This is a genomic window from Streptomyces sp. NPDC054770 (assembly GCF_053611985.1).
The window spans coordinates 124,666-140,906 of the sequence record NZ_JBSHBL010000012.1 but is presented as its reverse complement, the minus strand read 5'-3'; the positions used below and the strand labels follow the sequence as shown (position 1 = coordinate 140,906).

Annotated in this window: 18 protein-coding genes and 1 pseudogene; 12 read left to right on the top strand and 7 right to left on the bottom strand. The window is 64.3% G+C overall.

The features are described 5' to 3' along the window. The first annotated feature begins 74 nt into the window (after positions 1-74). On the top strand, positions 75-329 hold the full coding sequence (locus ACWGKQ_RS14080) for a GntR family transcriptional regulator (RefSeq protein ID WP_453292170.1): 255 nt from the start codon (positions 75-77) through the stop codon (positions 327-329). 79 nt (positions 330-408) lie between these two features. On the opposite strand, the gene ACWGKQ_RS14075 is transcribed toward ACWGKQ_RS14080, so the two are convergent. From ACWGKQ_RS14075 to ACWGKQ_RS14055, 5 genes are all read right to left on the bottom strand, one after another. Continuing rightward, positions 409-1,212, bottom strand: a complete 804-nt coding sequence (locus ACWGKQ_RS14075) for an aminoglycoside phosphotransferase (RefSeq protein ID WP_453292169.1) — start codon at positions 1,210-1,212, stop codon at positions 409-411. Positions 1,213-1,289: 77 nt separating this feature from the next. After that, positions 1,290-1,454: a hypothetical protein gene (locus tag ACWGKQ_RS14070; protein WP_453292168.1), complete on the bottom strand. Its 165-nt coding sequence runs from the start codon at positions 1,452-1,454 to the stop codon at positions 1,290-1,292. Further along, a complete protein-coding gene (locus ACWGKQ_RS14065; protein WP_453292167.1) occupies positions 1,451-2,566 on the bottom strand; it encodes a radical SAM protein in 1,116 nt (371 codons plus the stop codon). The genes ACWGKQ_RS14070 and ACWGKQ_RS14065 overlap by 4 nt, the downstream gene beginning before the upstream one ends. Before the next feature lie 165 nt (positions 2,567-2,731). Beyond that, complete coding sequence (locus ACWGKQ_RS14060) at positions 2,732-3,205, bottom strand: hypothetical protein (RefSeq protein WP_453292166.1); 474 nt, start codon at positions 3,203-3,205, stop codon at positions 2,732-2,734. Beyond that, positions 3,202-3,468 carry a DUF7848 domain-containing protein gene (locus ACWGKQ_RS14055; protein ID WP_453292165.1) on the bottom strand — a complete coding sequence of 89 codons (267 nt, stop codon included), beginning with the start codon at positions 3,466-3,468 and terminating at the stop codon, positions 3,202-3,204. Before ACWGKQ_RS14055 ends, ACWGKQ_RS14060 begins: the two co-directional genes overlap by 4 nt. Before the next feature lie 359 nt (positions 3,469-3,827). On the opposite strand from ACWGKQ_RS14055, the gene ACWGKQ_RS14050 reads away from it, so the two are divergent. The 3 genes from ACWGKQ_RS14050 to ACWGKQ_RS14040 all read left to right on the top strand — a co-directional run bounded on the left by ACWGKQ_RS14050 (position 3,828) and on the right by ACWGKQ_RS14040 (position 5,450). After that, entirely contained in the window at positions 3,828-4,655 is an 828-nt protein-coding gene (locus ACWGKQ_RS14050) for a helix-turn-helix domain-containing protein (RefSeq protein ID WP_453292164.1), read from the top strand. Next, positions 4,652-4,861: a DUF397 domain-containing protein gene (locus tag ACWGKQ_RS14045; protein ID WP_453292163.1), complete on the top strand. Its 210-nt coding sequence runs from the start codon at positions 4,652-4,654 to the stop codon at positions 4,859-4,861. The genes ACWGKQ_RS14050 and ACWGKQ_RS14045 overlap by 4 nt, the downstream gene beginning before the upstream one ends. A 202-nt stretch (positions 4,862-5,063) precedes the next feature. Then, positions 5,064-5,450 (top strand): SH3 domain-containing protein, encoded by a 387-nt coding sequence (locus ACWGKQ_RS14040; RefSeq protein ID WP_453292162.1) that lies wholly within the window; start codon positions 5,064-5,066, stop codon positions 5,448-5,450. A 1,780-nt stretch (positions 5,451-7,230) separates the two neighbouring features. On the opposite strand, the gene ACWGKQ_RS14035 is transcribed toward ACWGKQ_RS14040, so the two are convergent. Then, positions 7,231-8,034 carry a GntR family transcriptional regulator gene (locus ACWGKQ_RS14035; RefSeq protein ID WP_453292161.1) on the bottom strand — a complete coding sequence of 268 codons (804 nt, stop codon included), beginning with the start codon at positions 8,032-8,034 and terminating at the stop codon, positions 7,231-7,233. A gap of 225 nt (positions 8,035-8,259) precedes the next feature. Between ACWGKQ_RS14035 and ACWGKQ_RS14030 the strand changes: the two genes are divergently transcribed. The 6 genes from ACWGKQ_RS14030 to ACWGKQ_RS14005 all read left to right on the top strand — a co-directional run bounded on the left by ACWGKQ_RS14030 (position 8,260) and on the right by ACWGKQ_RS14005 (position 12,586). Then, a complete protein-coding gene (locus tag ACWGKQ_RS14030; RefSeq protein WP_453292160.1) occupies positions 8,260-8,640 on the top strand; it encodes a hypothetical protein in 381 nt (126 codons plus the stop codon). Between the two features lie 14 nt (positions 8,641-8,654). After that, positions 8,655-9,110, top strand: coding sequence for a hypothetical protein (locus ACWGKQ_RS14025; RefSeq protein ID WP_453292159.1), 456 nt, complete (start codon positions 8,655-8,657; stop codon positions 9,108-9,110). Further along, positions 9,110-10,447: an FtsK/SpoIIIE domain-containing protein gene (locus ACWGKQ_RS14020; RefSeq protein ID WP_453292158.1), complete on the top strand. Its 1,338-nt coding sequence runs from the start codon at positions 9,110-9,112 to the stop codon at positions 10,445-10,447. Before ACWGKQ_RS14025 ends, ACWGKQ_RS14020 begins: the two co-directional genes overlap by 1 nt. After that, positions 10,444-10,635 (top strand): hypothetical protein, encoded by a 192-nt coding sequence (locus ACWGKQ_RS14015; RefSeq protein ID WP_384037289.1) that lies wholly within the window; start codon positions 10,444-10,446, stop codon positions 10,633-10,635. Before ACWGKQ_RS14020 ends, ACWGKQ_RS14015 begins: the two co-directional genes overlap by 4 nt. A 65-nt stretch (positions 10,636-10,700) precedes the next feature. Continuing rightward, positions 10,701-11,057, top strand: coding sequence for a hypothetical protein (locus ACWGKQ_RS14010; protein WP_453292157.1), 357 nt, complete (start codon positions 10,701-10,703; stop codon positions 11,055-11,057). Positions 11,058-11,140: 83 nt separating this feature from the next. Beyond that, positions 11,141-12,586, top strand: a complete 1,446-nt coding sequence (locus tag ACWGKQ_RS14005) for a replication initiator (protein WP_453292156.1) — start codon at positions 11,141-11,143, stop codon at positions 12,584-12,586. A gap of 478 nt (positions 12,587-13,064) precedes the next feature. Here ACWGKQ_RS14005 and ACWGKQ_RS14000 read toward each other — a convergent pair whose 3' ends face one another. Beyond that, on the bottom strand, positions 13,065-14,585 hold the full coding sequence (locus ACWGKQ_RS14000) for a recombinase family protein (protein WP_453292155.1): 1,521 nt from the start codon (positions 14,583-14,585) through the stop codon (positions 13,065-13,067). A gap of 49 nt (positions 14,586-14,634) precedes the next feature. On the opposite strand from ACWGKQ_RS14000, the pseudogene ACWGKQ_RS13995 reads away from it, so the two are divergent. Both ACWGKQ_RS13995 and ACWGKQ_RS13990 read left to right on the top strand, forming a co-directional pair. Further along, positions 14,635-15,060 (top strand): annotated as a pseudogene (locus ACWGKQ_RS13995) (low temperature requirement protein A); the annotation flags it as partial. A gap of 61 nt (positions 15,061-15,121) precedes the next feature. Then, positions 15,122-16,147, top strand: coding sequence for a P1 family peptidase (locus tag ACWGKQ_RS13990; RefSeq protein WP_453292154.1), 1,026 nt, complete (start codon positions 15,122-15,124; stop codon positions 16,145-16,147). The last annotated feature ends 94 nt before the right edge of the window (positions 16,148-16,241 follow it).

Here is a 16,241-nt window from a genome sequence, read left to right as displayed (position 1 = left end):
TAACTCGTCTACCTGTCTAACACGTCTGCTTGTCTAACTCGCGTGAGAATGGCCCGTTGTCTACGCTCTGTCGCATGCCCGAGCACCCTGAGCGTCCGCACACCCCCCGCGCCCCTTACATGGAAGTGCTGGACGCTCTCTTGGAAGAGATCAAAGGGAAGGCGCCGGGTGAGCCGATCCCGTCTGAGGCAGAGCTGTGCGAACGTCACGGCGTGGCGCGGGAGACTGCCCGCAGGGCGGTTCGAATCCTGAGGGAACGGGGGCTGATCGAAACGCGGTGGGGTAAGGGATCGTTTGTAGCGGACCGCACGGGTCAGGACGAGGGGTAATCCCTGTTCACGCGATGCGGTACGTGCCGGAAGACACGAGTGCCGGCTGAGTGACAACTACCCTTGGGGAACGATAGATCTAATTCCGCTGCCGGAAGGCTGACCAACGGCGGGCGGCGAGAAGCAAACGCTCCGTCCACTCGTCCGGGTCGCCGTCGGCAATCTCCTCCCACAGGTTCTCTGTAGCCCGCGCAAAGGCCGTGATCCCCTCAGTGGGCGCCCTGTGCCATGCTGGAATCCTGCTAGCCCAATATTCTGCGGACTCAGGGGCATGACCTCCTGCGGCGATAAGCCAGACAACCCAATACGCCGCGTCTAGCCATTCGGCCCCGCGAGTGGCCCATGCCCAGTCAACAAGATAGGCCGTTTTATCAACAATCACATTGTGGTCATTAAGGTCCGTGTGCAACAGGGATGCGCCTGAGAAATATTCGAGATGCTCAGTAGCAATTACGTAGGCCGCGAATCGTTGCTCAGCTCGCCTTAGCTCAATATCGGGAATCGCGACTTCACCAAGCCTGCATAGAAGATCCGCCACTTTCGCGAGGTCCGGCGAGCCGGGTGAGTAGTTCGCATGGTGACCCGAAAGATTCTCAAACCCCAGTAGTACCCATCCCCCCTCTTCGATCTTCCAGCGCAGCGCAGGGGAAATCCCATCGAGATACGGGTTTACCTCCGCTTCTCTGTGCTGCGTCCATACGCGCTTGTGGTCGACCTGAAGGCCTTTGACGAAAAAAGAACCAGATTCAGTGAAAACACGCGCGGCGATTTCGCTGTTGAATCCTTGGCTTACGGCTTCGCTCTTGATTACCCGTCCGCTCCGCCTTTCGATCGCAGCAAGAACGGCGCGCGGAAGATTTTCGAACATGATTCGGGTCGTCACGGTTCCCACACTCTCATATGCAACCGGTCGCGCGGACCCCGTGACGTTTCTCCACGGGATCCGCGCGGGGTGTTGGCTCAGCCCTGGTACGGGTTGTCGTCGTTGCAGGCGGCGCCCTCGGTCAGGTTCTCCACGTCGGCAACGATGATGAGCCCTGCGGGCTCCTGGAGCGGCTGACGTTCGGCCGGCTCGGGGCTCTTCGCTGCGGGGCGGCTGGTGAGTGGGACGAGTACGGCGGTCATGGAGCGTCTCCTTCGTGTTGGCAGTAACTCTGAAGTGGTGCCTTCGCTCGCTGGTACGCCTTGGCAAGCGGTCGGCAAACCCGGCAGGAACCCGAGAGCTGACAGCCGCTACAGCCTCCAGTGCGAAGCATTTGGGCATCTGCGATGGCAGGCAGACGCCAGAGCCCCTCTAGCCCCTCATCCATGAGGTTGATCGGGTTTTCCCGCCCGATCTTGCACATGGTGGCAAATCCGTGGGGGTCGACGTGGAAGAATGTGTGTCCGGCCGGACATCCTGAGAATACGGCGGACTTATCGAGGAAACCCGGGGCTTGCGTTGCAAGCGGTTCGGGGCTCCCGTCGTAGGTCGGGGAAATGTTGGAGAACTCGTCTACTGCTGTTGCGTATTCTCCAGCTAGCGCGCGCATGGCATCGACTTCATGCGCATTGTGCGTCGTGATGATCAGAGACATGGTCAAGGGGACTCCAGCCGCCTTCGCTGCATCGAGACCCTTGAACAGGAGGTTGAAGGCTCCTCGCTTTCGAGTCAGAGAGTCGAAACTCTCGGAGGTTGCGCCGTACAGTGAAACCTTCACTTTGTGTGGCGGCATATCTCCGAAGAGTTCGATTATCTCCGGCCGATGAAGTCGAGATCCGTTTGTGAGAATCTCGATCATCATTCCCGCGCGGTAGGCCTGCCTATAGGCGGCCACGAAGTCCTTATCAATGGTGGGCTCTCCACCTGTGATCTGAAGCCATAGCACCCCAGCATCACTCAGCATGGAAATAAGCTCCTGCTTCTCCTTCCATGGCAGACCCTCGAACTTCCGCTCTGCTAGATAGCAATGCTCGCAGTTGAAGTTACATCCCTTGTTTATCTCCCATGAGGCGCGATTGTAATTGAGTGCCGTCTCAGGGCGGATAAGGATGCATTCCCGGCTGGAGTGCCCGCCGAGTTCGAGCCCCCAAGCCGTACGTGTCGCATCTAAGAGCCAGTCCGGTATTTGGCTGTCAGCCTCGACCACGTTCGAAAGCTCCTGGAACATGGCGTGAGGGATCTGCATCCCTGCCTGTTCTCCCGGGCGCACGATCACGAATTTGTCGCTCTGCGGGCTCACAATCATCTCGTGCATGGAGTCCTCCACTTCCAGTGGTCAATGCGCGGCCCTTGCTGTTCAGCACTATGTCTACTGCTGGCCTTGGTGCGGCCCGGCCGGCTGCCCGCCGTCATCAGAGCAACCGACCGGGAGTAGTGCCCGCTCCGCCCCAGCGAAAGGGGGACTGGGACGGAGCGGGCTTCAGCGGGGAACCACCCTCGCTGATGGGATGCCCACCGCGACCGCTGGCGAGGTGGGCGTGAAGACTTGGTAGACCTGGCCCGGAGCCGGTACCTGGATGGGCCACACGGACAGCGTGTAACGGCAATCCGCGTCCTCGACCACGAGGAACAGCGGGTCTCCGTCCTTGATGCGCTTGCGGGCGGCCTGCTGCTCCCACCGATCCATGCACCAGAGGCGGAGTTGCGTGGGTCCGTCTGGGGAGGACGCGTTCGGCTGCTCCATGAACGGCTGCACCCATCGTGAGCGCTGCGGGTCGGGGTCGAGGCGATCGGCGATGTGTCGGGCGTTGCCGATGATCCATCTCAGGGCGAGCACCGGGGAGATCGTTTCGTGGGTGCCCAGAATGAAGGTCGCTTGGGTTCCCCAGCCGTACACAAGTCCATCGGCGCGTACCTCGCACCAGTAGCCATCAGGTGTCGGGCGGTCCATCATGCCGGGCCCCCCTGCCACATCACCCAAGGGCGCTCGATCATCTCGGCGAAACTCGTGTGCCCTGGGTGCTGGCGAAGGTGATCGAACGCCCACTTTTGCGGCTCGGTCGGGTCTGTGTTCGTCTCTGACGTTGCGGCGCACGCGGTGTCGTCGTCGTTGAGGGTGAGACACCGGAGCGCGTACGTGGTCGGCGGCGCGTCTTCGTCCCGATCGGGGCGCAGCGTGAAGTCAATAGGCCGTAAGCCAGGACCGGAGGCAGTCACAGCAACTCCCCTCGGCTTCGCGCGTTCTTTCGCTCGATCGCGTATCTCAAGCGCTGTTCAGGGCTGGCCGGCTGCACGTCTTCGGGGTCCACTTCCCACTCAACTCCGCCCCCCTCGGGGCGCAGGGCCCAGCGTGGACCCATCACACCGCGAAACTCGCCGACCCGATCCTGAGCATCAACCAAGAGCGTGCCGGTAGCCGGGAGGCGTGGGGGCTCCTGCTGCTGCGAAGTGCCGTTCTCGCCTGACAAGGGGCCGCTCCTCTCCGTAGTGCTTCCACTACCAGGGCGATTCAGCGTCCCTTAGAGTCGGAGAGTCTTCAACTTGCAGCGTTTGCACGGAGAGTTGGGCGGTGGCCGTTGAACCGGAAAGAGCTAGACCCCGAAACGTCCTTAGGTGCGGCATATGGCCAACGTTTACGCGTGTTGCGAGACGAGCGCGGTTGGACTCAAGACGACTTGGCGGAGCGCATCGGGTACTCCGGCACGCACATCTCAGCCGTCGAAACTGGTCGTCGGTCCCCAACTCCCCGCTTCTCGAACAGCGTTGACAGGGCGTTTGGCACGGGAGACCTGTTCGAGCGCCAAGGGCGAGCCGTGCGGCACACAGCGCTGCTGGAAGGGTTCCCGGACTATGTCGCCCAGGAGGAACACGCGACAGAGATCCGGCTCTTTGAGCTGGGAATCATTCCGGGATTGCTCCAGACCCCGGACTACGCCGCTGCGATCACATGGGGGGCTGTGCGACGCGGGGCAATCACGGAGTACCAGGCGGAGGAGCGGCTGTCTCTACTCGCACGGCGGCAAGCATCCTTGGAGCGCACCCCCGCACCCATGGTCTACGTAGTTGTAGACGAGAGCTGCCTTCTGCGAGCTGTCGGGGGGCCGGAGGTTATGGCGGCGCAGTTGGGTCGACTGACCGCGTTCGCCGAACTTCCCTCGACCGTTCTTCAGGTGGCTCCGTACGATCTTGGCGAACGGCGGGCGTTCGATCTGCCCGCAACGCTATTGACCCTGACCGATCGATCCTGTGTCGCATACGCAGAGTCGGCGCTACAAGGGCGCTTGGAGCGCGAAACGAGGTTCGTTCAGCCCATGTTGACGGCCTACCATCAACTACAGGCCGAAGCGTTGTCACAGGCGGCGTCAGTGGCCATGATCAGCGAGCTTCGAAAGGGCACCCCGTGACGACCGAACATCCGCGTTGGTTCACGTCCTCGTACAGCAGCAACGGCGGCCAGTGCGTAGAGGTCGCTGCAAACCTCGTCGCCTCGCGTGGCGTGGTTCCCGTCCGTGATTCCAAGAACCCTGCTAGCCCGGTGCTTGAGTTCCCTGCTGGGGCCTTCTCTGCGTTCACAGCGTGCGTCAAGGCCGGCGGCCTCGGCGTCGCCTGACTCAGGGGCAACTCTTCACCACTCGTGCGCTCGGCTGGGGCTTCCCGGCCGAGCGATTTTGTTTGAGTGACCGCCAACAGCAAGTCCCGTGACCTGAAGGCTTCGAACTCATTCGGATAAGTAGTTGACCTGACTGGAGCAACGTTCGATCCTGGCAACTCATTCGGATGAGTGTCTGAGTGAAACCAACCAGCCGTGCGGTATGGCAAAGATGGAGTTGATCATGAAGAGTAGGGCTCTGCGGTCGCTGGCCATGGCGGGCATTCTGGCGGTGGGCTTCGGCCTCGTGGGCTCGTCGGCGGCCTCGGCAATGATTCCGCCGGACCCCGGTGGGTCGTCGCCCCTGGTCCGCACATACGCGTCTACGACGACGAAGGGGCCGACCGTGAACGGCCTCCGGGTCCGCAAGGGTCCGGGCACCAACAGGGCCATTCTGGGCCTGATTTACAAGGGTGACCGCGTCAAGGTCATCGGCTCCGCGCGCGACGGCAAGGGGCAACGGTGGGATCACGTGAAGCTCACGCGGCGTTCGGCGGGGGGCCTGCCGGCGGGATATGTCGGCTGGGTCACGGAGATGTACCTCTACTGACTGGCTGTTCAGTAGTTGACTTGGGTGGCCTTCTTCGCTCCGGCGGGGGAGGTCACCCTTCCGCTTCTTTTGTCACATGCCTGCGACACGTCCACGTGCACACTCTGTAGCCCCTTGTAAACACAGGGGGTACAAGTAAACTGCATGGTCTGTTCCTGGGACTGCACATGCGTTCGAACGGAGCGGGGGCCGGTCGCGCTAACCAACGAGTGCGAGGGTGAATTGTGCGATGACGGAGGGTACGTCCTCGGGTGTCGGGGGTGACGGCAGTGCCGATGAGGCCGTGTTCACTCGGGGAATTGACTACGTGTCAGCTTGGCAGGAAGCGAACGTTGCGGTTCAAGAGCTCCTGACTGCGGCGGAGGCTGTGGGCCTTGATGTACGGGTTGTGCGGCCGGTGCCGCATGCGGGTGCGAACGGGGCGCCCGTGGTGTGGTTCAGCCCTGAGGGGGTTCGGCTGATCGCTGCCTTTATGCGGTCGGTGCCTCGGGGGGACGCTGGAGCGCAGAATACGGAGACAGGAGGAGGGACCTTGGCGGGCAAGGGATGGCAGACCCGGGCCGGTTCGAAAGTGCGGGTCGTGCGTGAGCATGACGGTGAGTTCATCCACTGTGACGGCTGCCCTCGACCGATCAGGATTACCGGCGTCGGGTCCTCTGCTGCTGCGGCTCGTCGGCACGCGAACTCCTGCCGGAAGTAAACAGGTCGGCGTTCCCGTGCAGATGGCCGGCTGACGGCGGCTCGGGGCGCAGAGCAACCCCTACGGCGGGAAAGTTGCTGGTCGCGTGCGTGATGACCTCACGCGCGCACGGATCTTGGCCACGACGAAACCTGCATTCGCGCGTGAGGTTGTCACGCCTGGGCGGGGTCCAGGGGCGCGCTATAGCGCCCCTGGTACCACCGGCCTCGGTCTCGATCGTTTCGGCCTGGTGGTCCTCGGCGCGGAGTGCTGATTGCGTCCCGCAGATTGGTGCGAAGTCAAAAGGCCTGCATCATCTGGTGTCGGGCGGCGGCTAGGAACGCGTCGTGTGCCCGACGGGACGTCTCACGCCGCCGATCCAAGTCGGCTTGATCCACAGCCTCTCGTAAGGCGAACGCTGATTTGATGGCGTGCTCCGCGAGTTCCAAAAGCTCCGGATTATCTGCAACGAGTTGGAGATCAATCAGCGCGCGAGTCAGCTCCGAGCGGGACTCCCAACTCTCCCATCGGGCCGCCTCCTGCTGTTCGGTATCGGCTCCCACCGCAGCGAGGTCCCAACGTGCATACAGGCGTCCACGGTGGACCGTAAGGGCGTAGGCAAACATGCTGAATGCCCTCCGCTGTTCTTGCCGTAGCTGTGCCGCCCGCTCGGATTGGGCCGTCCCGCGCCGTTGCAAGGCACCTCCCAGGAGCGTGCCCGCCACAGCAACGAGGCTGGTAACCAAAGCCGTGACGCTGGTCCACATAATTCCCTCCCCCTGATTGCTTGCTACCCACTACGCCGCTCGATGGAGCATGGCCGGAGCGCTGACGGCTGGAGCAACCCGCTTCCCCCGATGCTGACATGAGCCTCTGGTGAGGGACGGCGGGCGGGCCGGAACGTCGGCTTTGCTCTCGGGGCCGGACTGCAATGACAGAGCCCCCGCGATGGAATCCGCGGGGGATTCTCTGTTGCTCGGGGCCGGCAAGGTGTCGGGCGGTTGCCGACCGGACGGGACCGGCCGAAGGCCGCATGCCCGGCCGGGGCGGCATGGGCCGCCCGGCGCGCCGAAGGCGCGCCCTTGAGTAAGTAGAGAGAAGTTACTCCGATTCGGAACGTCGGCGCGGGGCGCGCTTGGCGGGTGCCTTGGTCGGCGTCAGAGAGAACGTGAGCTGGCACGTGGCGGCGGGCGCCCGTAGCTCCTCGCACAACAGGGGGCGGTCCTGCTCGGCGTCGGCGGTGATTCGGTAGGTGATCAGGAGCGGGGCGGCGTCGTCCAGACCGAGTGACATCCGCTCGTCGGGGAACGGAGCGCGCGCGGTCACGTGCTCGGTGAACGAGAGAGAGAACCCGGCCTGGGTGAGCTGGTCGTAGATCTCGCTCGTCGGCACTTCCGGGGCCTCGGCAAGGCTGGGCGCCTCGGCGGCGGTGGAGAGGGGGATGAGCGTTCGGTGAGCCATCCGCGTTCCCGTATTCGGGTCGTAGACCATGCGGTCCACGCTGATGGCGTCCTGGTCCTGCTGTCCGAGGTGGACGGCGGGCGGTCCGTCCAGGCTCGTGCGGCTTATGGCCGGCGCTTCGGCTTCCGTCATCTCCGGCAGGAACCAATTTCCCTTGCCGCCCTGCTGGATGACGCGCGGGATGGTGACGGGCGGGACGGTGCCTCCGGTGCTGATCACAATGGAACCCTTGCCCTGGCGGGTCTCGATCAGTCCCATGCGCTTCAGCTCGCCCATGGCCGTGCGGATGGTGGCCTTGCCGACTCCGTACATCTGTTCCATTTGGGCTTCCGACGGGAGGATCTCGCCCACCTGGTATCGGCCCCGTTTGATGTCGGCGGCGACCTTTTCAGCAACCTGGGTGGCCATGGTCGGACGGCGCTGGATGTGCTCGCGTGCTGACATGAGCTGGTGGCGTCCTTCTCTCGGGGGTGGTCTCGGTCGGTCGTGCCGGGTTGATTGTCAGTGGGCCGTGATACTTGTCAGTGGGCCGTGGCGTAGGCAGTCATAGGCAGTCATCCACTCATGAGAATAAGTGGTTGACCCCTCGGCGTATAGCAAGTCACGATGATCGCCCAACTCATTCGAATGAGTGGATGAGTGACTGAGTGTGAGGTGAGGTGAAGTCCTGTGCAGAACAAGCCTGTAGACGTCGGCCGGCTGGGGTCCATCCGCTGTGTGGTCCCGCCCGAACTGCGCACCGGTCCAGACGGGCGGGTGCGTCAGGACCGGGACGGCAACGCGCAATGGATCACGGGCCTGTCGGTGCGGCAGGCGGAGGGGCGCCGTGCAGACGTGATCGAGGTGGTCACCTCCGTCCAGCCGCAGGGCATCACGGAAGGCTCCGAAGTCAGGATCGAGAATCTATGGGCCAATGACTGGGCGGTGGAAGGCCGTACCGGCACGTCCTACCGCGCGGACGGCATCACGCCTCTGGCCTCGACGTCCGGCGCTCCTTCGGCGGCCGGCGGGCAGAGTGCCGGCGCACGCGGCAAGTCGGGTGATGCCTGATGAAGCGCCATCGGATGGAACGCTACTTCTGGCACCTGTCCGGGCCACAGGCTGACGGCCTGGCCTGCGTGCTCTGTGGCGCCGACTACCTCAAGGCGCGGATTCCCACTGTTGAGGTCGGCAAGGTCCCCGAGACGGAAGCACCGGTCTACGCCTGCGCCGACCCGTGCGCGGAGAAGATCGCTGCGGCAGCCGACCAGATGGCCCGTGAGATGCGGGAGGCTGCCGCAGAGGTCGGGACGGGTTGGGATGCCGACTCGGACGACGATGACGGCCACCTGGGGGCGGATGGTCACTTCGGTCACCTCCTGCGGGACCTGCGGGCTCTGTGCGGCGCGGAAGCGCTGTTGGCGGTCACCGATGACATGCCGTCCATCCGCTACCTGCTGGGGCTGACGTCCCGGCACGCTGAAGCGGCCATGATCCGGGCAAAGACGCTCCTGGAGCGGACGGCGGACGGTGACGGCTGATGCCTGGGCCCCTGATCGTCTGGGTACTGACGGCACTGATCGTCGTGGCGGCTCTGACACAGAGCTGGTGGGAGCCACGCTTGGCCGCTCGGGGGGTTCGTCCTCGGTCGTGGCCGTGGCGGTGGTGGCTGGTCGGCTACCCACAGACGGCGGCGCGCGTCTGGTGGACCTGGCGGCGCCTGTCCTACCTGAACGGTCTGTCGGTGAGCATGACCCCCGACCGGCAAGTCATCGGGCGCAACCTGGTGGTGCAGGGAACAGCGCTCAAACCGCGGCCTCCTCGTCGGGCGTGGCCCATGCCGACCCGGACGGGCCTGACCCTGCGGGTGATCCTGCACCCCGGGCAGACTCCCGCGCCGTACTTCGCTGCGGCGCAAGCGATGGAACACGCCTGGCGGGTCCACGGGGTGAGGGTCCGCTCTCCCCGCCGGGGTCAGGTCCTCATCACGGTCACGGCGGCCGATCCGCTCACGGGGAGGGCGCCGGTCCCCAAGCCACTGCGCCCGGAGTTGCTGACGGCTCTCGTCGGCCGGACCGAGGAGGGTGAGCCCTGGGTGATCAGCCTCCGGAAGATTCCGCACTGGCTGATCACGGGCGCCACGCAATCCGGGAAGTCGTCCCTCCTGGCGGCGCTGGTCAAGGAACTCGCCCCTCAGCCGGTGGCCCTGGTCGGTATCGACTGCAAGGGCGGGATGGAACTGGGCCTGTTCGGCGGCCGGCTGTCGGCGCTGGCCATCGACCGGACAGAAGCGGTCGGCCTGCTGACAGGGGTGGTGGATGAGATCCGCTTTCGGATGGGCGTCTGCCGTGCGGCGGGCAAACGGTCCATCTGGCATCTGCCGGAAGACATCCGGCCGGTCCCCCTGGTGGTGATCGTTGATGAGCTGGCGGAGCTGTATCTGACCGACGGTTCACGGGAGTCCAAGGAAGAGGCAGAGCTGTGCGGAACGCTGCTCCTGCGCGTCGCCCAGCTCGGTGCGGCGCTCGGCGTTCACCTGGTCGTCGCCGGCCAACGCGTCGGCTCCGACATAGGGGCACGGGTCACTGCCCTGCGCGCGCAGCTCGGCGGACGCGTCGCCCATCGCTCCCACGATGAAGCCTCGGCCGAAATGACGCTCGGCGATATCAACCCCGATGCCGTGGTCACCGCGCAATCGATCACAGAGGACGAACAGGGCGTGGCCGTGGTCGCCATGAGCGGCCAATGGGTCCGTGCCCGGTCCCACCTGATCACGGTGGCGGACGCTGCGCAGATCTCCGGGACAGAGCCTCCGGCTAATCCCTTCCTGATTCAGTCGGATCCCGTCGAATTCACGAAAGGAGGTACAGCCGCATGAGCAGAGGAACGCTTTACGTCATCGACAGCATGCTCTTCCTGTACGCATTCATGATCGCCCGGTCCCGGGAAGTTCCGATACATCAGGTGATCCTGATATGCCTGGCCGGATTCCTGCTGGCCATGACCCCTCTCGGCTATCCGGTGTGGGCCCTTTTCCTGGTCATCGGAAACGGTCTCTTCGGATAACACAGAAACCCGGCGAGACCTGCCAGCCGGCGCACTCGCCGCATTCCTCAAAGGAGAAAACTGAAATGAAGTCTCAGCTCCTCGCCCGTACCGCTGCCGTCGCCGCTCTCGGCCTGACCCTGGTGACCGGTGCCACGATCAACGCCACGCACGCGAACGCCGTGACCAAGGACACCACCAAGATCTCCTGCAAGGCGGTGAAGGTCCACAAGCAGCCCAAGAAGACGTCCACCGTGGTCGGCATCGCCTACAAGGGCGACAAGATGCTCTACGACCAGTGGGCGTACAAGAAGAGCGAAAAGCAGTGGTACACACGCGGGAAGATCACCCGCAAGAGCGACGGCGCCAAGATATACGGCTACGTCATCTGGAACTGTGCCAACCCGTACGGAACGAACCCGGCGCCCACCCCGAAGCCGTAACCAGAGGCTCATTCGCCGTCACCCCCTGAAAGAAAGCTGACCCGATGAATCCCGCGCCTATTCCCCACGAAAGGGGGCCTCCGATGTCCACTGGCACCGAAAAGGCGCAGCGCTCAGACCTTCAACAGGCTGAGCGTCTGCGCCTTCTCTCGTCCACCGAACGCGACCTAATCCGGCTCGCCAACGAACCCGGATTCCATCGCTGGCTCGAACAGATCAAATCCATAGGCGGCTGCGCCCACCCGATCTACCTCGCCGGCCACACCACAACCCGCGACGCCATCACAGGGGAGGTGCTGAGGCACTACGACACCAGCGAGGAACCCGGCGGGCGCATGCCGCTGCGCTGCCGCAACCGCCGGGAAACCCGCTGTGAGCCCTGCTCCCGACTCCACTCCGGCGACACCTTCCACCTGGTCCGCTCCGGCCTCCTCGGCGGCAAAGGCGTCTCTGACCGCGTCCAGCTCCACCCGCGGCTGTTCGTCACCCTCACAGCTCCATCCTTCGGCGCAGTACACCGCGCAAGCGGCCCTGAGGGAGCCGTGTGCCGTCCTCGACGTGACGGCGGCTCCTGCGAGCACGGACGCTCCCTCAGCTGCGGCCTGACGCACGCGGACACCGACCCTGCCATCGGCCAACCCCTGTGCCCGGACTGCTACGACTACGTAGGCCACGCCCTGTGGCACGCAAGCGCCGGCTCACTGTGGAACCGGTTCTGCCACACCCTCAGGCGACACCTGGCCACGGCGGCAGGCATCACACAGACACGCCTCCGCGAACACCTGACCCTGTCCTTCGCCAAGGTGGCGGAGTATCAGAAGCGCGCGGCCGTGCACTTTCATGCCGTCGTGCGCCTCGATGGACCGGACGGGCCATCCTCGCCCCCGCCCATCTGGGCCACGCCTGCGATGCTGGCCGGCGCCGTCCGCTCCGCTGCAACTGCCGTAGAAGTCCGCGCTCCCTATTCCCCGGCAACCGGTGAGCGCGTCATCCGCTGGGGTGAACAGCTCGACGTCCACACCATCCGATCCGAGGCCTTCGGGGGCTCAACAGCCGTCACCGATAACGCCGTTGCTGCCTACGTAGCTAAGTACGTTTCCAAGAGCGTTGGCGATTCCGGCGGCCTCGACGGCCGGATAACCGCCTACGAAGGTATTGCGCTTGCCCCGGTTACCGCTCATTTCCGGGCGCTGATGGCTGTCTGCTGGCGCCTGGGCGGCCTCCCCGAACTAAGCGACCTGAACCTACGGGCATGGACTCACACCCTCGGTTTTCGCGGGCACGTGCTAACCAAGTCCCGACAATACTCAACGACTTACGGAGAACTGCGCGCCGTACGAGCCAAACACCACCAAGACAGTAACTCCACGTTCGACATTGAAACGGCGGTCACTGATTCAATCTGGCGATATGTCGGCTCCGGCCACTCTCAAGCGGAGTTCGAAATCGCCGCAGGGATCGCCGAAGATCTAGCCACACTCCGGGAGATAAGGAGAGAGATCAAGCAAGAAAGGAGGGGCGACCATTAGCGAGATAATTGGAGACTTCTCCCCCGGATTCGAGAACGGAACCCACATCCCCCCCTCTTCGGGTTGGCATGTCACCTCTAGCGATTGGGGCACCCTCCACAGAGTATCGAAAATCCTAGGAGGGTCCGCTTCACAAGAACCGGCGACCAACCAAAATCTTTGGTCGCTCAACACCACAAGTTCAAGAGTGCTCATCGTGATTGAACCCACAGATCGGGCCGAGATCACATTTCGACTCCCAACCGACAGCAACCTCGGAGTGTTTAGACTTGTCTGCAAGTCTCGAATCCTTGCATCAACGCTCCGCAATGAATACAGGGTCCTGCCCTTAGGGGTCATACATATACTCGATTTACTCGCCCTCCACGTCGAGACTAGCAACGGATCAGCAATTACCTTCATGAGGCCACACTTCGAACGACTTAATCAATAAAAGAGCCCCTCCGGGGTCCCGACTCCGGAGGGGCTCTCTTGTTGACTATCCCGCAAGCTCGTAGACATTCCTCCCGGTTATCTTCACCCGATCATTAGACCTACCCGGGAAGAGCTTTACATGCACTTCGAATTCATGCAGGATTTCTCGCCTCTCTGCATCGTCCTTTGCTTTCCCCCATTTGTCAGCCACGGTTTCACCCGTCGGCACGAACGTCATCCGTCCCGGTGTCTCCTTGCGCTTCTTCAGGTCGGAAAGCTTCTCCCCCATACGCTTGTACTCCTGGCGGTACCACTCCTGATCGTCCGACGCGTCATACAGTCCCGCCTTCCGGTCTTCCCGCAACCTTGCCCGACTGGCCTCAAGCTCGGAGATCTGCGCCGCATAGTTAGTCCCTGGAATGAACTTCTTCTCCAGAACCTGACCTGACCCATACTCGGTCAAGAACCATTCGGCTACTATGGCATTCAACGTTTCCGTCTTCATGTTCGGGGCGGGCCTGCACTTCTGAGACCCCGGTAGCCCCATCACTCTGCCCTTGCAGATGTATTTACCCTTACCACCAATCTTGAGACGCTCAGAACAGTTGCCGCAATAGGCGACAGAGACAAGCATCTTGGTTCCCTGCGCTGCGCGCCCATAGAGAGAACCTGCCTTCTTTCCCTGCTTCGGCGTCGTCTTCTTTATCAAAGCGTCCCGAGTAGCTCGATCCCACAATGGTGGGGCAACTCGAACAGGCTCCCCGTCCCTTCCCAAGAACGGTTTGCCATTATGCATGAGATAGCCCAATGCCGCCTCACTCCAAAGAATCCCCCTGAGTGTCATGTAGGTCCAGGGAGACCCCTTGGGGTCTCGACCAGACATAACCGCTAGAAGATCATGCGGAGTGAGAACTCCTTCCCTTGTGAGCCTGGAACACTCAGTTGAGATCGTAACGTTGCCTGTTGTGTCGGCAAGGATTCGGTGAGCGACGTTGCGTATCTTCTTCGACGCCTCCGGATGAAGACAAATCTTCTCCACCTTCCCATTCGGGAGGCGCGCATACATGTAGCCGTAGGTGAGCTTGTTACTCGGCTCTCCTGCATTCCTCGCGCGCGCCGTCTCATCCTGAACACGCCTCTTCGTGGACCTGTGTTCAAGCTGAGCCCCAAGGGCTTTGATGAGTAGTTCCGACTCCTGGTTCGGGTCGTTCAGGTCCCAGACGCCGGCATGGTCCGCCGTGACAAGGATCTGGCTCTTCTCATGGATCGTGTACGCCGTGTTCAGGACATCCCGTACGTTGCGGCCGATCCGGTCGACTGCGGCCCCTGCAATGCCGTCATACGGACCGTTCTCACCTCGGAGCCACGGACCCAACTTCGGCCGCTTAAACGGATCCGTTGCGCCGGATACTTCCCAGTCGTCGGCCCAACCAATGATGTGCGCCCCGACTTCGGCGGCAGCCTTGATGACCTGCTCGGCCTGCTTCTCTGGGCTGTGCGTGGTGTCCGACTTGCGCGACAGACGCCGGACACCCAACAGGCATTTACCGCACCCGTCATACTCGGTTTCCTCTGCCTGGTGCATAAGTCCCATGATCCCGGAACCTCCATGAGGCGCGCATTACCTTTTCGGTTGGTTCCCGGTGCCGATCCAGGCGCATCTGCGCTCCAACAGGCAGTCGTTCCTGTGGGGTTACGGCCACTATCTGATCTTCGCGTCGGCGGCCTCGATCGGCGCGGGTATCGAGGTGGCCGTCGAGGAGGCGGTCGGCAAGGCGCACCTCTCCACGACGGCCGCGTCGGCGGCCGTGACCGTGCCGACGGCGCTGTACCTGCTGACCGTGTGGGCGCTGCACTCGCGGCACTTCAAGGTGGGTCTCGCCCAGCAGCTGGTGCTGCCGGTGACGGCGCTGCTGGTGCTCTGCTGCACGTTCCTGGGCAGCTGGGCGGTGCCGGCGGCGGGTGTCGTGTCGGCGCTGGCGGTGGCGACCGGGACGACTCTGACGGCGCGCATGGCAGGCCGTGAGCGCCCCGCGGAGGCCACCGCGGCCGCCTCCTGACCGGTCCGGAACCGCCACTGGGCTCCGCCGTGCCGCGGCGGGCTGGGCCAGACTGGCCGTCATGACAGTTGACGCATTGACGGATGTGGCCGGGCTGCGGGTGGGGCACGCCACCCGCAGCGGCGAGGGCTGGCTCACCGGCACCACGGTCGTCCTCGCCCCGGAGGGCGGCGCGGTGGCTGCCGTGGACGTCCGCGGCGGGGGGCCGGGCACCAAGGAGACGGACGCGCTCGACCCGCGCAACCTGGTGCAGCGGGCGGAGGCGATCGTGCTCACGGGCGGCAGCGCGTACGGGCTCGACGCGGCGTCCGGGGTGATGGCCTGGCTGGAGGAGCGGGGGCGCGGGGTGCGGGTGGGCCCGGATCCGGCGCATGTGGTGCCGGTGGTGCCCGCCGCCTGTGTCTTCGATCTGGGGCGCGGCGGGGACTTCCGGGCCCGGCCGGACGCGGCGACCGGGCGGGCGGCGGTCGAGGCGGCCGCGGCGAGCGAGCCGGGCGCCCCCGTGCCGGAGGGGTGCGTGGGCGCGGGTACGGGCGCCGTGGCCGGGGCGGTGAAGGGCGGGGTGGGCAGCGCGAGCACCGTGCTGGACTCGGGGATCACGGTGGCCGCGCTGGTGGTGGCCAACGCGGCCGGCGCGGTCCTCGATCCGGAAACGGGGGTGCTGTACGGGGAGTTGTTCCAGGGGCGCGTGGAGTACCCCGAGGAGCGGGTGCACGAGGCCGCGCGCCGGCGGCTCGCCGAGACCGCCGCGGCGAACGGCCTGCCGCCGCTCAACACGACGCTCGCGGTGGTCGCGACCGATGCCGAACTGTCCAAGGCGCAGGCGCAGAAGCTGGCCGGGACGGCGCACGACGGGATCGCGCGGGCCGTGCGGCCGGTGCATCTGCTGCACGACGGGGACACGGTGTTCGCGCTGGCGACGGGGGCGCGCCCGCTCGGCGCGGGCCCGCTCGCGCTCAACGAGATCCTCGCGGCCGGTGCGGACCTGGTGACCCGCGCGATCGTGCGGGCCGTACGGGCCGCCGAGTCGGTGGACGGGCCGGGCGGGGTGTGGCCGTCGTACGCGGAGTTGTACGGAGCGCGCTGACAGCGGCGAGGGGTGCGCCGGCGACGGCCCGCGGCGCACCCGGAACCTTGCGCGGACCTGTCGATTGTCCTGGTTCTGTCACGTGATGGCGTTC